15 protein-coding genes are annotated in these 13,575 nt (G+C 44.5%); 11 read left to right on the top strand and 4 right to left on the bottom strand.

From position 1 onward, the window contains the following. Nucleotides 1-31 precede the first annotated feature (31 nt). From NSQ12_RS14240 to NSQ12_RS14220, 5 genes are read left to right on the top strand one after another with little or no spacing between them, the layout of a single operon-like run. Nucleotides 32-652: a tetratricopeptide repeat protein gene (locus NSQ12_RS14240; RefSeq protein WP_211197310.1), complete on the top strand. Its 621-nt coding sequence runs from the start codon at nucleotides 32-34 to the stop codon at nucleotides 650-652. A gap of 24 nt (nucleotides 653-676) precedes the next feature. Further along, on the top strand, nucleotides 677-3,073 hold the full coding sequence (locus tag NSQ12_RS14235; RefSeq protein WP_339174965.1) for an ATP-dependent RecD-like DNA helicase: 2,397 nt from the start codon (nucleotides 677-679) through the stop codon (nucleotides 3,071-3,073). 56 nt (nucleotides 3,074-3,129) lie between these two features. After that, nucleotides 3,130-3,654 carry a PRC-barrel domain-containing protein gene (locus NSQ12_RS14230; RefSeq protein WP_072692710.1) on the top strand — a complete coding sequence of 175 codons (525 nt, stop codon included), beginning with the start codon at nucleotides 3,130-3,132 and terminating at the stop codon, nucleotides 3,652-3,654. An 11-nt stretch (nucleotides 3,655-3,665) separates the two neighbouring features. Beyond that, entirely contained in the window at nucleotides 3,666-3,857 is a 192-nt protein-coding gene (locus tag NSQ12_RS14225) for a hypothetical protein (protein ID WP_003225893.1), read from the top strand. Nucleotides 3,858-3,878: 21 nt separating this feature from the next. Continuing rightward, nucleotides 3,879-4,010 (top strand): YrzQ family protein, encoded by a 132-nt coding sequence (locus NSQ12_RS14220; protein WP_003229780.1) that lies wholly within the window; start codon nucleotides 3,879-3,881, stop codon nucleotides 4,008-4,010. Between the two features lie 34 nt (nucleotides 4,011-4,044). Here NSQ12_RS14220 and NSQ12_RS14215 read toward each other — a convergent pair whose 3' ends face one another. The 4 genes from NSQ12_RS14215 to NSQ12_RS14200 are packed head-to-tail and all read right to left on the bottom strand — an operon-like array spanning nucleotide 4,045 to nucleotide 7,000. Beyond that, nucleotides 4,045-4,701, bottom strand: coding sequence for an amino acid ABC transporter permease (locus tag NSQ12_RS14215; protein WP_003229784.1), 657 nt, complete (start codon nucleotides 4,699-4,701; stop codon nucleotides 4,045-4,047). 16 nt (nucleotides 4,702-4,717) lie between these two features. After that, nucleotides 4,718-5,368, bottom strand: coding sequence for an amino acid ABC transporter permease (locus NSQ12_RS14210; protein WP_160221711.1), 651 nt, complete (start codon nucleotides 5,366-5,368; stop codon nucleotides 4,718-4,720). 60 nt (nucleotides 5,369-5,428) lie between these two features. Continuing rightward, entirely contained in the window at nucleotides 5,429-6,250 is an 822-nt protein-coding gene (gene glnH, locus NSQ12_RS14205; protein WP_038429393.1) for a glutamine ABC transporter substrate-binding protein GlnH, read from the bottom strand. 21 nt (nucleotides 6,251-6,271) lie between these two features. Beyond that, the gene (locus tag NSQ12_RS14200) at nucleotides 6,272-7,000 is read right to left on the bottom strand and encodes an amino acid ABC transporter ATP-binding protein (protein ID WP_110109448.1); all 729 of its coding nucleotides are present in this window, start codon (nucleotides 6,998-7,000) and stop codon (nucleotides 6,272-6,274) included. A 156-nt stretch (nucleotides 7,001-7,156) separates the two neighbouring features. Here NSQ12_RS14200 and NSQ12_RS14195 point away from each other — a divergent pair, with 156 nt between their 5' ends. The 6 genes from NSQ12_RS14195 to mltG all read left to right on the top strand — a co-directional run bounded on the left by NSQ12_RS14195 (nucleotide 7,157) and on the right by mltG (nucleotide 13,472). Continuing rightward, nucleotides 7,157-8,218 carry an AI-2E family transporter gene (locus tag NSQ12_RS14195; RefSeq protein ID WP_009967889.1) on the top strand — a complete coding sequence of 354 codons (1,062 nt, stop codon included), beginning with the start codon at nucleotides 7,157-7,159 and terminating at the stop codon, nucleotides 8,216-8,218. Nucleotides 8,219-8,548: 330 nt separating this feature from the next. Next, a complete protein-coding gene (gene alaS / locus NSQ12_RS14190; RefSeq protein WP_339174961.1) occupies nucleotides 8,549-11,185 on the top strand; it encodes an alanine--tRNA ligase in 2,637 nt (878 codons plus the stop codon). Between the two features lie 84 nt (nucleotides 11,186-11,269). After that, nucleotides 11,270-11,536 carry an IreB family regulatory phosphoprotein gene (locus tag NSQ12_RS14185; RefSeq protein ID WP_003225903.1) on the top strand — a complete coding sequence of 89 codons (267 nt, stop codon included), beginning with the start codon at nucleotides 11,270-11,272 and terminating at the stop codon, nucleotides 11,534-11,536. 7 nt (nucleotides 11,537-11,543) lie between these two features. Continuing rightward, the gene (ruvX, locus tag NSQ12_RS14180; protein WP_003229795.1) at nucleotides 11,544-11,960 is read left to right on the top strand and encodes a Holliday junction resolvase RuvX; all 417 of its coding nucleotides are present in this window, start codon (nucleotides 11,544-11,546) and stop codon (nucleotides 11,958-11,960) included. 17 nt (nucleotides 11,961-11,977) lie between these two features. Continuing rightward, on the top strand, nucleotides 11,978-12,259 hold the full coding sequence (locus NSQ12_RS14175; protein WP_003246199.1) for a DUF1292 domain-containing protein: 282 nt from the start codon (nucleotides 11,978-11,980) through the stop codon (nucleotides 12,257-12,259). Nucleotides 12,260-12,389: 130 nt separating this feature from the next. After that, nucleotides 12,390-13,472, top strand: a complete 1,083-nt coding sequence (mltG, locus tag NSQ12_RS14170) for an endolytic transglycosylase MltG (protein WP_088326642.1) — start codon at nucleotides 12,390-12,392, stop codon at nucleotides 13,470-13,472. The last annotated feature ends 103 nt before the right edge of the window (nucleotides 13,473-13,575 follow it).

Genomic DNA, 13,575 nt, shown 5'->3' with positions numbered 1-13,575 from the left:
AGTGGATTATAATCAACTCGGTATAGAGGCGATGCAGGAAGGCGATTACGAGAAAGCGGCAGAGGCATTTACAAAAGCGATTGAAGAAAATAAAGAAGACGCGATTCCGTATATCAATTTTGCCAACCTTCTTTCATCCGTAAACGAGCTGGAACGTGCGCTTGCGTTTTATGATAAAGCGCTTGAATTAGACAGTAGCGCAGCCACTGCTTATTATGGAGCAGGAAATGTCTATGTTGTAAAAGAAATGTACAAAGAAGCGAAAGACATGTTTGAAAAAGCGCTACGTGCGGGGATGGAAAACGGTGACCTGTTTTACATGCTCGGAACGGTACTTGTCAAGCTCGAACAACCTAAGCTTGCACTGCCATATTTACAAAGAGCTGTCGAACTGAATGAAAACGATACGGAAGCGCGCTTTCAATTCGGGATGTGCTTAGCCAACGAGGGCATGCTGGACGAAGCGCTCAGCCAATTCTCAGCTGTGACAGAGCAAGACCCGGGGCATGCAGATGCATTTTATAATGCCGGTGTCGCTTATGCTTATAAAGAAAACCGAGAAAAAGCGCTGGAAATGCTGGACAAGGCAATCGATATCCAGCCAGATCATATGCTTGCGCTTCATGCTAAAAAACTGATTGATCCATCATAACAGGCACAGGAGGAGGGACAGCTCGTGCAGCAGCATCCGGATCAGCTTAAACTGGAGGAAGAGCCCTATATAAAAGGGACAGTCAACACAGTCATCTATCATAATGACACCAATTTATATACGGTTCTGAAAGTGAAAGTCACAGAGACCTCCGAAGCCATTGAAGATAAAGCCGTATCCGTGACGGGCTACTTCCCTGCGCTTCAAGAAGAAGAGTCCTACACGTTTTACGGAAAGATCGTAACCCATCCAAAATTCGGGCTCCAATTTCAGGCGGAGCATTTCAAAAAGGAGATTCCAACGACTAAGGAAGGCATCATTCAATATTTATCGAGTGATTTATTCGAGGGAATCGGCAAAAAAACTGCTGAAGAAATTGTGAAAAAGCTGGGCGACAGCGCCATTAATAAAATATTGGCTGACGCTTCAGTGCTTTATGATGTTCCAAGACTCTCAAAAAAGAAAGCAGACACGCTGGCTGGCGCATTGCAGCGGCATCAGGGACTGGAGCAAATCATGATTTCCTTGAATCAGTTTGGCTTTGGCCCGCAGCTGTCTATGAAAATCTATCAAGCCTATGAATCCGAGACGCTTGAAAAGATTCAGGAAAATCCTTATCAGCTTGTGAAGGATGTAGAAGGCATCGGGTTTGGGAAAGCGGATGAGCTGGGCAGCAGAATGGGTCTTTCGGGTAACCATCCTGAGCGGGTAAAAGCTGCTATTTTGTACACGCTTGAAACGACTTGTCTGTCAGAGGGGCACACGTACATAGAAACAGAACAGCTGATCATTGACACCCAATCTCTGTTAAACCAGTCAGCAAGGGAAGGGCAGCGCATCACAGAAATGGATGCCGCTAACGCAATTATTGCCCTTGGAGAAAATAAAGACATTGTCATAGAAGACGGCCGCTGTTATTTTCCGTCGCTGTTTTACGCAGAACAAAACGTTGCAAAGCGTGTGAAACATATCGCTAGTCAAACCGAATATGAGAACCAGTTTCCCGAATCAGAGTTTTTGCTCGCGTTGGGAGAACTGGAAGAACGGATGAACGTTCAGTATGCCCCCAGCCAGAAGGAAGCGATTCAAAAAGCCCTTTCCTCGCCGATGCTTCTTTTAACAGGCGGTCCGGGAACAGGGAAAACGACGGTAATCAGAGGGATTGTCGAGCTCTACGGAGAGCTTCACGGTGTGTCACTAGACCCGTCAGCTTATAAAAAGGATGAAGCTTTTCCGATTGTTTTGGCCGCTCCGACAGGGAGAGCAGCAAAACGGATGAGTGAATCAACGGGACTTCCTGCAGTCACGATACACAGGCTGCTTGGCTGGAACGGCGCTGAAGGCTTTACTCATACAGAGGATCAGCCGATCGAAGGGAAACTGTTAATTATCGATGAAGCCAGTATGCTTGATATATGGCTGGCGAATCATTTGTTCAAGGCGATCCCTGATCATATACAAATCATCATTGTCGGAGACGAAGATCAGCTGCCTTCCGTCGGTCCGGGACAAGTGCTCAGAGACCTGCTGGCATCCCAGGTGATTCCGACTGTGAGACTGACAGACATCTATCGCCAGGCGGAGGGGTCATCAATCGTCGAGCTTGCCCACCAGATGAAAAATGGATTGCTGCCGAACAATTTGACTGCCCCGACAAAGGACCGTTCCTTTATTCGCTGCGGAGGCTCGCAAATTAAAGAAGTTGTTGAGAAGGTTGTCGCCAATGCATTGAAAAAAGGCTATACGGCAAAGGACATTCAGGTCCTCGCTCCGATGTACAGAGGAAAAGCCGGCATCAATGAATTGAATGTGATGCTGCAGGACATTTTAAATCCTCCTAAAGAAAAACGGAGAGAATTGAAGTACGGGGATGTTGTCTACAGAACCGGAGATAAAATTTTGCAGCTTGTCAATCAGCCGGAAAACAATGTATTCAACGGAGATATTGGCGAAATTACGTCGATATTTTATGCAAAGGAAAATACAGAAAAAGAAGACATGGCTGTCGTTTCTTTTGACGGCAATGAAATGACATTTACGAAAAAAGATTTTAATCAATTTACCCATGCGTATTGCTGTTCTATTCATAAATCGCAGGGAAGTGAATTTCCGATTGTGGTTTTGCCTGTTGTGAAAGGTTATTATAGAATGCTCAGAAGAAACCTTCTTTATACCGCGATTACAAGAGCGAAGAAATTTCTCATTTTATGCGGTGAGGAGGAGGCGCTGGAGTGGGGCGTGAAAAATAATGATGCAACTGTCAGACAGACCTCCTTAAAAAACAGGCTGTCCGTACAGGTTGAGGAAATGGATGCCGAGCTTGAGGCTCTCCAAAAAGAGCTCCCGTTCAGCGTACACGACGCCAACATTGGCATGGAAGGCATTACACCATTCGATTTTATGAAAGAAGAACAGCAATAAAATGCTCCCGTGCAAGCGGGAGTTTTTTTCATTTGCAGTGGAATTGATTTCATCGTATGAGTCTAAGGCGCAAAGCAAAACCTAAGCCTGTTCAACAAAAGGTGGTTGATCACACTTTGAGAACATGCCATGAAGTAGAAGGATTCCCAGTATACTCAGAACGAACTTCTTGTTATCTCGGGGCAATTTCCGATATTTGTTTTTCTCTGAAAGGAGATTGTCTTGGGTTTATTCTTGCACAAAAACGCTTTTTGCATCATCATCATGCGCTATTACGGGCGTGTGATATCTCTTCCATTCTTGATGACCGCATATTGGCTTCGGTCAGTTCAGAACAGCTTTTGCCTCTTCCGAAATCATGCTTCACATACGAGCAGATGAAGATGAAGCTTGTGAAATCGCAAGAGGGCGATATATTGGGGATGCTGGAAGATGTATACTTTTGTTTGGACAGGGGCATAATCGTAGCATATGAACTCTCGGACGGTTTCTTTTCTGACCTGGCGGGAAGCAAGCGCCAGATCCAAAGAGCGGATTCGCTTGTCGAGGTGAGGAAAGACGAGATCGTTCTGAACGGATAGAGGTGTGAGGTATGCTTATATGCCCGAATTGCAAAAGTAAGGATATCGGCAAAATCGGCGTGAACCAATATTATTGCTGGGGCTGTTTTATTGAACTGACAGTGGCGAAAGGGAAGATTGCAACTCATCAGGTGGAAGAAGACGGAACGTTAAGCAGCTTGGATGATTTGTTTTCTGAGGATGAACGCAGCATCAATTTTTAATCATGAAAGGAGATGCGCAGGATGAATCGGACGATGACTTCTCTTTTGGCAATGGGAGCCGGAGCTCTCGTGTACCGAATGGCGACTCAATCTGACATGCTGAATAATCGAAGCATGAAGCGGATGAGAAGAAGAATTACGAAAATGTTTTAATGCAAAAAGGATACTCTCCAAAGAGTATCCTTTTCTATGTTTGCCGGACCTCGAGGCGTCTTGCTGCGAGTGAAAGGCTGTAGTTGACTGCGAAATACATAAGGGCCGCAAGTAAAAAGATCGGGAAAAAATAACTGCCGTCTGCGCTTTGGCCGTTTATAATTTGCGCGTTGTGAATCAGTTCAGGCAAGGCGATCACAACAGCGAGCGATGTATCTTTTAATAAAGAAATAAACTGGCTTACGATGGGCGGAACCATGCGGCGAAGCGCTTGCGGCATGACGATAAAGAACAGGGTCTGTGTATAGCTCAGCCCGGAGGAGCGCGCCGCTTCAATTTGTCCTTTGTCAATTGATTTCAGTCCGCTTCGGATAATTTCAGATAGCATAGCGGATTCAAAAATCGTTAGTGCTGTAATTGCAGCAGCTGTAATTTCAAGCTTAATCCCAATTTCCGGAAGGGCAAAAAACGTAAAGAAAATAATTAACAGCAAGGGGAGGTTTCTGATCGTTTCAACGAGAACCGCAATCAATTGAGAAAGAACGGGAACTTTCGCATAACGCAGGGTTCCTGCGATTAAACCGAAGAAAAAGCTCAGAATGATGGAGATGAAAGCAACGTACAAGGTGACGAGAAAGCCATCCCATAAAAATGCTAAATGCTCCTGTGAATAAGCACCAATGAAATCCAATGTAACTCACTCCTTATCAATAGCTTTTTTCCAGCCGTTTTTCCAGATAGTTAACACCGATGCTAAGCGGAATCGTCAGCACTAAGTAAAAAAGCGCCACAAAAATATAAACATCAAATACAACGAGTGTGCTCGACGAAACTAAATCGGCTTGGTACATAAGATCCAATCCGGCCACAACCCCAAGAATCGAAGAGTTTTTGACTAAGTTTAAAAATTGATTGCCTAAAGGCGGAATGACGATTTTGATTGCCTGCGGCAAAATGATATGGAGCATGGCTTGGCTGTAGGTAAAGCCTGACGAGCGTGCCGCTTCCATCTGCCCTTTTGAAACAGACTGGATGCCTGCTCTGATGGCTTCAGCGATAAACGCAGAGGTATAAATGGTGAGAGCAACCGTTCCCGCTTGAAAACCGTCAAGCCTCAGGCCTGCGTTTGGAAGTCCGAAATAGAAAACAAAGGTAATTAAAAGAAGAGGGATGTTGCGGATGAATTCTACATAGGCGGTCCCGAGCCATTGCAGCGGCTTAAAGACTGTTATTCTCATAACCGCTACAGCAACGCCGAGGACAAAACTGCCGACCAGCGCGATAACACTTGCGAGCAAGGTATGGTAAAAACCGTCCATATACATGCCGAAGTTATCGAAAAGAATTGACACATTCATCTGCCTATTCACTCCTTATCAAATTGGGATGAGCATCGCCTGCTCATCCCGGGATGGTTGTTATTCAGCTGGGTCTTCTTTGATCCATTTTTTATAAATTTCATCGTATCTGCCATCCGACTTCATCTTTTTAAGTGAAGCGTTGATTTCTTTCGCGAGAGCAGATTGCCCTTTTTTCACGGCGATCCCGTAAGGCTCATCTGTAAAAGGCTTTCCTGTTAATTGATAATTTTTATTTTCATCAGCCATTCCATATAAAATCGCATTATCTGTGGTGAGGGCATCGCCTTGCCCCGATTTAAGGGCTGTAAAGGCTTCTGCGTAGTTTTCAAATTCTAAAACAGATGCTTCAGGCGCCTTTTCACGAATGTTTTGAGAGGAGGTGGAGCCTTTTACTGCAAGAACTTTTGAGCCTTTGCCAAGATTCTCGACACTCTTGATTTTGCTGCCTTTTTTCACGAGAAGCGATTGCCCGGCCTCGAAATAGACATCAGAAAAGTCAACTTCCTTTTTTCGTTCTTCAGTGATCGTCATTGTGGCGACAATGGCGTCGATATCCCCGTTTTGCAGCATAGGAATCCTTGTTTTTGAGGTGACCTCTTTAAATTCAGCTTTTTTCTCATCACCTAAAATGTCTTTAGCGATTTGTTTAGCAATATCAATATCAAAACCCTCAATCTCACCTGAGCTTGGATTTTTAAGACCGAACAGTCGAGTGTCCGTTTTTACGCCGAAGACAATTTTGTCATTGTCTTTAATGGCGGCTAGCGTATCTTTTTTGTTCTCCTTTGAGGCTTCTCCGTTTGATCCCTTGCTGCCGCAAGCGGCAAGCAAGATGACAGCGAATAAAGAAATCAATGCTAAAGAAAAAATCTTTTTCATACAAGCTCCCCCATTTCTGTTTTAATGATTTAAAATACGGCTTAAGAATAAGCGGGCCCGTTCTTCCTTCGGGTTCGCGTAAAATTCAGCCGGCACTGCTTCTTCTAAAATTTTTCCTTCGTCAATGAAGACAATCCGGTCGGCAACTTCTTTGGCAAACCCCATTTCGTGTGTCACGACAACCATTGTCATGCCTTCTTTGGCGAGTGTTTTCATGACATCCAGCACCTCACCGATCATTTCAGGATCAAGTGCTGATGTCGGCTCGTCAAACAGCATGACCTCCGGCTTCATCGCCAGTCCTCTTGCGATGGCAACACGCTGCTGCTGCCCGCCGGAAAGCTGGGAAGGATAGGCGTCAGCCTTGTCTGGGATGCCGACTTTTTCAAGATAGTACCGCGCCGTTTCCTTTGCTTGTTCAGGTGATTGTCTAAGCACTTTTACCGGAGCCAGCATGATGTTCTGCAGCACTGTTTTATGCGGATATAAATGAAAGTGCTGAAACACCATCCCGATATTTTGCCGCACTTTATTGATATCAGTTTTTCTGTCGTTAATGGCGGTGCCGTTTACTGTGAGCACTCCCTCATTGATCGTCTCAAGTCTGTTGATGCATCTGAGCAATGTGCTTTTACCGGAACCGGATGGGCCGATGATAACAACGACTTCACCTTTTTCGATTTGAAGATTAATTTGTTTTAACACGTGAAAATCTCCGTAATGCTTGTTTACATTTTGAAATGTGATCATCGCAATCCTCCTATCAGAAAATTTGACCAAAAAGTAAATGATCAAACTTTTCTGAAAATTAAATGTGAAAAAATGTCCATGACTTCTGACTGACTAAAGAAACATAATAGAATAATTCCGTGTAAACCTCAAAAGATATAGATGAGGTGAAAGCAGATGCTCCAAAAACCGGTGCAGCTTTTGTTGTGGGTGGCTATTTGTTTGCTGGTTCTGTTAACAGTCTATGTCTTTTTTATGCTTGATATGTTATGGTCACCCTTTTGGCTCGTCATAAAAACGATCTTTATTCCCTTGATCATTTCTATTTTTATATCTTATTTATTGCTTCCGGTCACGGAATGGCTGCATGGCAAAGGATTGCCTAGGACTTTGAGCATCTTGGTCATTTATGTTCTTTTTTTTGGCGGGATTGGCTGGGCGTTGTATAAAGGGGTGCCTGTTTTAATCGTGCAGCTGACGGATTTGTCAGAAAATATACCCATGTTTGCTGAAACGTATAATGGGCTTCTTCTTCATGTGCATAACCATACGGATGACTGGCCTGATGGTATGCATCACCGTATAGATAAAATGATCCGCCAGACGGAGGCGTTTTTTGCGGGAACGATCGAGGGTGCGATCAGCGGGATCCGCAATGTGCTTGATTACTTCTTAATTGCTGCAACAATCCCTTTTCTCGTGTTTTATATGGTGAAGGACATTGAGTTAATGAAAAAGACAGTATGGTACTTGACTCCGAAGTCGTGGAGAAAGCGGGGCAGCGCCTTTTTGCGGGATGTGGATGATTCGCTTGGCGATTATATCCGCGGCCAGCTTTTGGTCTGCTTGATTCTTGGTGTGATTGCAGGCATTTCGTTCTGGGTATTTGGGCTTCCGTATCCGCTGATACTTGGCCTTATCTCTGGAGTAACGAATGTCATCCCGTATTTTGGCCCTTTCATCGGAGCTGTTCCTGCGTTGTTAATTGCGATGACGATCTCAGTCAAGGCTGTTCTTGTTGTGGTGATTACGGTGTTTATTCTGCAGTTTATGGAAGGAAATATCCTCAGTCCGTTCATTGTCGGCAGAAGCCTTAAAATGCATCCGGTCGTTATCATGCTTGCACTCCTTGCCGGAGGGGAGCTTGCGGGTATCGTCGGGATGATTCTGGCTGTTCCTGCGACGGCTGTTTTAAAAGTAATGATGATCCATTTTTTGCGGATGAGGACGGAGCATTGACATCGGCGTGCCGCTTGTCTATAATTTCTCGTAGAATACATACGAATCTCGAGTGACGGATCTGAGTACGCCGAAGCCCTGTTAAAGAGAGAAGCTCCATAAGCTGAAAGGAGCTTTATCAGAAGATCGGAGGAAGCTAATCCTGAGTGCAGTTAATCACTGCCGCTTATCCTGCGTTACAGGGTTAAAGGTGACGGGCGCATGAATGCCCGTAATCAGGGTGGTACCGCGAGACAGCTCTCGTCCCTGTGTAAACGTTGGTTTGCATAGGGGGAGGGCTTTTTTGCTGTCACTGAAGAGAATTTCGATTTTTATAGAGGAGGAAATACAATGAAACACTTAACTTCTGCGGAAGTGCGTCAAATGTTTTTGGATTTCTTTAAAGAAAAAGGACATGCGGTAGAGCCAAGCGCGTCATTAGTGCCTCATGAGGATCCTTCACTGCTTTGGATCAACAGCGGTGTTGCGACGCTGAAAAAATATTTTGACGGCCGTGTCGTGCCGGAAAATCCAAGAATCGTAAACGCTCAAAAAGCGATCAGAACAAACGATATAGAAAATGTAGGTAAAACTGCGCGCCATCACACTTTCTTTGAAATGCTCGGAAACTTTTCCATCGGCGATTATTTCAAAGAAGAAGCCATTACATGGGCTTGGGAGTTTTTAACGAGCGACAAGTGGATTGGCTTCGACAAAGAGCTTCTCTCTGTTACGGTTCATCCTGAAGATGAAGAGGCATATGAGTTTTGGGCGAAAAAAATCGGTATTCCTGAAGAAAGAATTATCCGTCTGGAAGGGAACTTCTGGGATATCGGTGAAGGGCCGAGCGGACCGAATACGGAAATCTTTTACGACCGCGGTGAAGCATACGGTAATGATCCAGAAGATCCGGAGCTTTACCCAGGCGGGGAAAACGACCGTTACCTGGAAGTATGGAACCTTGTGTTCTCAGAGTTCAACCATAACCCTGACGGCACGTACACACCGCTTCCAAAGAAAAACATTGATACAGGCATGGGTCTTGAAAGAATGGTATCTGTCATCCAGAATGTTCCGACAAACTTTGACACCGATTTGTTTGTTCCGATCATTAAAGCAACAGAATCGATTTCTGGTGAAACATATGGCAAAGACAATGTGAAAGACACTGCGTTTAAAGTGATTGCCGACCATATCAGAACGGTTGCCTTTGCTGTCAGTGACGGTGCGCTGCCGTCAAATGAAGGCCGCGGCTATGTATTAAGACGCTTATTACGCCGTGCCGTGCGTTATGCCAAAACGATCAACATCCATCGTCCGTTCATGTTTGATTTAGTGCCGGTTGTCGCAGAAATCATGGCTGATTTCTATCCTGAAGTGAAAGAGAAAGCGGATTTCATCGCAAAAGTCATTAAAACCGAGGAAGAACGCTTCCATGAGACCCTTAATGAAGGGCTTGCGATCCTGTCAGAAATGATCAAAAAAGAAAAAGACAAGGGCAGCAGCGTTATCTCAGGTGCTGATGTGTTTAAACTGTATGATACGTATGGATTCCCGGTTGAATTGACTGAAGAATATGCAGAAGACGAGAACATGACGGTTGACCATGAGGGCTTTGAGGAGGAAATGAGCCAGCAGCGTGAACGGGCAAGAAACGCTCGCCAGGATGTCGGCAGCATGCAGGTGCAGGGCGGCGCACTGCGCGACGTGACAGATGAAAGCACATTTGTCGGCTACTCTCAAACCAAAGCTGATGCCAATATCATTTTGCTTCTTCATGACGGCCAATTAATCGAAGAGGCTCATGAAGGAGAAAGCGTTCAAATCATTCTTGATGAAACACCGTTCTATGCAGAAAGCGGCGGCCAAATTGGCGATAAAGGCTATCTCCGAAGCGAGCAGGCAGTTGTAAGAATTAAAGATGTTCAAAAAGCGCCGAATGGCCAGCATGTGCATGAAGGTGTTGTGGAGAGCGGTACTGTTCAAAAAGGCCTGCATGTTACGGCTGAAGTTGAAGACCATATGAGAAGCGGCGTCATTAAAAACCACACGGCAACGCATTTATTGCATCAGGCTCTAAAAGACGTTCTTGGAACTCATGTCAATCAGGCGGGCTCTCTTGTAACGGAAAACCGTCTTCGTTTTGACTTCTCGCACTTTGGCCAAGTGACAAAAGAAGAGCTCGAACAAATTGAAAGAATCGTAAACGAAAAGATCTGGGCGAGCATCCCGGTCAGCATTGATTTGAAACCGATCGCTGAAGCAAAAGAAATGGGTGCGATGGCACTGTTCGGCGAAAAATATGGCGATATTGTCCGTGTCGTTCAAGTTGGAGATTACAGCTTAGAGCTGTGCGGCGGCTGCCATGTCAGAAATACAGCAGAAATCGGTTTGTTTAAAATCGTTTCTGAATCCGGAATCGGAGCAGGCACAAGACGGATTGAAGCTGTAACGGGACAAGGCGCTTACGTCGAAATGAACAGCCAGATTTCTGTATTGAAGCAGACCGCTGACGAGCTGAAAACAAATATCAAAGAAGTGCCGAAACGGGTCGCGGCTCTGCAGGCTGAACTGAAGGATGCACAAAGAGAAAATGAATCTCTTCTTGCAAAACTAGGCAACGTGGAAGCAGGAGCAATCCTGTCGAAAGTAAAAGAAGTTGACGGCGTAAACGTGCTTGCGGCAAAAGTAAATGCAAAAGACATGAATCATCTCCGCACTATGGTCGATGAACTCAAAGCAAAGCTTGGCTCTGCGGTGATCGTGCTTGGTGCGGTACAAAACGATAAAGTTAATATCTCTGCCGGAGTCACAAAGGACCTCATTGAGAAAGGCCTTCACGCCGGCAAGCTGGTTAAACAAGCTGCGGAAGTTTGCGGCGGAGGCGGCGGAGGCCGTCCGGACATGGCGCAGGCAGGCGGCAAACAGCCGGAAAAATTAGAAGAAGCCTTGGCTTCTGTAGAAGATTGGGTGAAATCCGTTTTATAATTCGCCCATGTAGTGTAGAATGATGGTAAGATTAGGACCCCAGGCTGAACTTTGCCTGCGAATTTGGGAAAGAGGTGCAAAACGGTGAGCTCGTTTGATAAAACGATGAAATTTAATTTCTCCGATGATTCTGCTGAGACTAACGTAAATGAGGTGCTGATTACAGTGTATGACGCGCTTCAGGAAAAGGGCTACAATCCAATCAACCAGATTGTCGGATACTTGCTGTCAGGTGATCCCGCTTATATTCCTAGGCATCGTGACGCTCGCAATTTAATTCGCAAACTTGAAAGAGACGAATTAATCGAGGAATTGGTAAAGTCTTATTTAGAACAGCATAAAGAGGCGTAAATAAAGAATGAGAATATTAGGACTCGATTTAGGAACCAAAACACTCGGTGTAGCTCTGAGCGATGAAATGGGCTGGACTGCTCAAGGCATTGAGACCATAAAGATAAATGAAGCAGAAGGCGATTATGGTTTATCCCGTTTATCTGAACTGATAAAGGACTATACTATAGATAAAATCGTGCTTGGCTTTCCTAAGAACATGAACGGAACAGTCGGCCCGAGAGGCGAAGCCAGCCAAACATTTGCGAAAGTGCTTGAAACAACGTACAATGTTCCTGTTGTGCTGTGGGACGAGCGTCTTACCACAATGGCGGCTGAAAAAATGCTGATTGCAGCTGACGTCAGCAGGCAAAAACGAAAAAAAGTCATTGATAAAATGGCGGCTGTTATGATTTTACAAGGATATCTTGACAGCTTAAATTAAAGCCAGAGGTGAAGAAAATGGAACACGGCGAAAAAAATATTACAATTGTTGACGATCAAGGAAATGAACAGCTTTGTGAAGTGCTGTTTACATTTGAAAACGAAGAGTTTGGCAAGTCTTATGTCTTGTACTATCCAATCGAATCAAAAGATGACGAAGAAGTAGAAATTCTTGCTTCCAGCTTCACGCCAAACGAAGACGGTGAAAACGGTGAGCTATTCCCGATTGAAACTGACGAAGAATGGGATATGATCGAAGAAACACTAAACACATTCTTAGCGGACGAAGACGAAGAGTAAAACATCGCGCCAAATCAAAGCCGGAGCTATACTGCTCCGGCTTTTTTCTGCTTTATGCAGGCCTCTTTTTGTAATAAATTGCCGAAATACAATGAATCATGTAGTATAAGAGCTGATGGGAGGAGACCTAATGTATATCAATCAGCAAAAAAAATCGTTTTTTAATAAAAAAAGAATCATACTGTCTTCCATTGTTGTGCTGTTTCTCATCATTGGCGGGGCATTTTTATATGGGAAATCATTGCTTGAACCTGTTGAAAAAGACAGTAAAACGACAGTTAATATTAACATTCCGAGCGGTTCGTCTGTTTCAGCCATCGCATCGATATTAAAGAAAAATGATGTCATAAAAAGCGAGAAGGCGTTTCAGTACTATGTGAAATATAAAGGTGCTTCCGGGTTTCAGGCCGGATTCTACCATCTGAATAAAGGTATGGATTTAGATGCCATTATTCAGAAGCTGACAAGCGGGGCTACAGGCTACGCTTTTCAAATCACAGTGACTGAGGGAGCACAGCTGACCCAAATCGCGGCTGCTATTGCTGATGAAACAAAATACTCTAAAAAACAAGTCATAGCGAAGCTGGACGATGAAACATTTATCAATCAGCTGAAGAAAGAATTCCCGGACACTGTGACAAATGATGTTTTCAATAAAAACATTAAGCACCCGCTTGAAGGGTACCTATTCCCGGCTACATACCCTTTTAACGATCCGGACACATCACTTGAAGACATTATCAAGGCAATGATTAAGCAGACAAATTCTTATGTGGAAACATATAAATCAGAAATGAAGAAAAACAAACTTTCTGTGCATAAGCTGCTGACGATGGCTTCTTTGATAGAAGAAGAAGCGACTGAAAAAGCCGACCGCCACAAAATTGCGAGCGTCTTTTATAACCGCCTGAAAAAGAAAATGCCGCTCCAAACAGATCCGACCGTCCTGTACGCGGCAGGCAAGCATAAAGATCGGGTTCTTTATAATGATCTGGAAATCGATTCACCATACAATACGTATAAAAACACAGGGCTGACGCCAGGGCCGATTGCCAATGCCGGCATGTCGTCATGGGAAGCGGCGCTGCATCCGGATAAAACGGACTATCTGTATTTCTTGGCCAAATCAAATGGTGAGGTCGTATTTACAAAAACGCTAAAAGAGCATAATAAAGCAAAAGAAAAATACATTTCCTCAAAAAATGAGAAATAAAAGGAGAGCAAAAAGCTCTCCTTTTGTTCGCTTTCCGCAAGGTTTTATGATAAAATATATCGGGTTGTTTACCGATGTATCATGATGTATTCAGAGAGTGTCC

This window comes from Bacillus sp. PS95 (genome assembly GCF_037963565.1).
Lineage (GTDB): Bacteria > Bacillota > Bacilli > Bacillales > Bacillaceae > Bacillus > Bacillus subtilis.
This window is presented reverse-complemented; position numbering and strand designations above follow the sequence as displayed.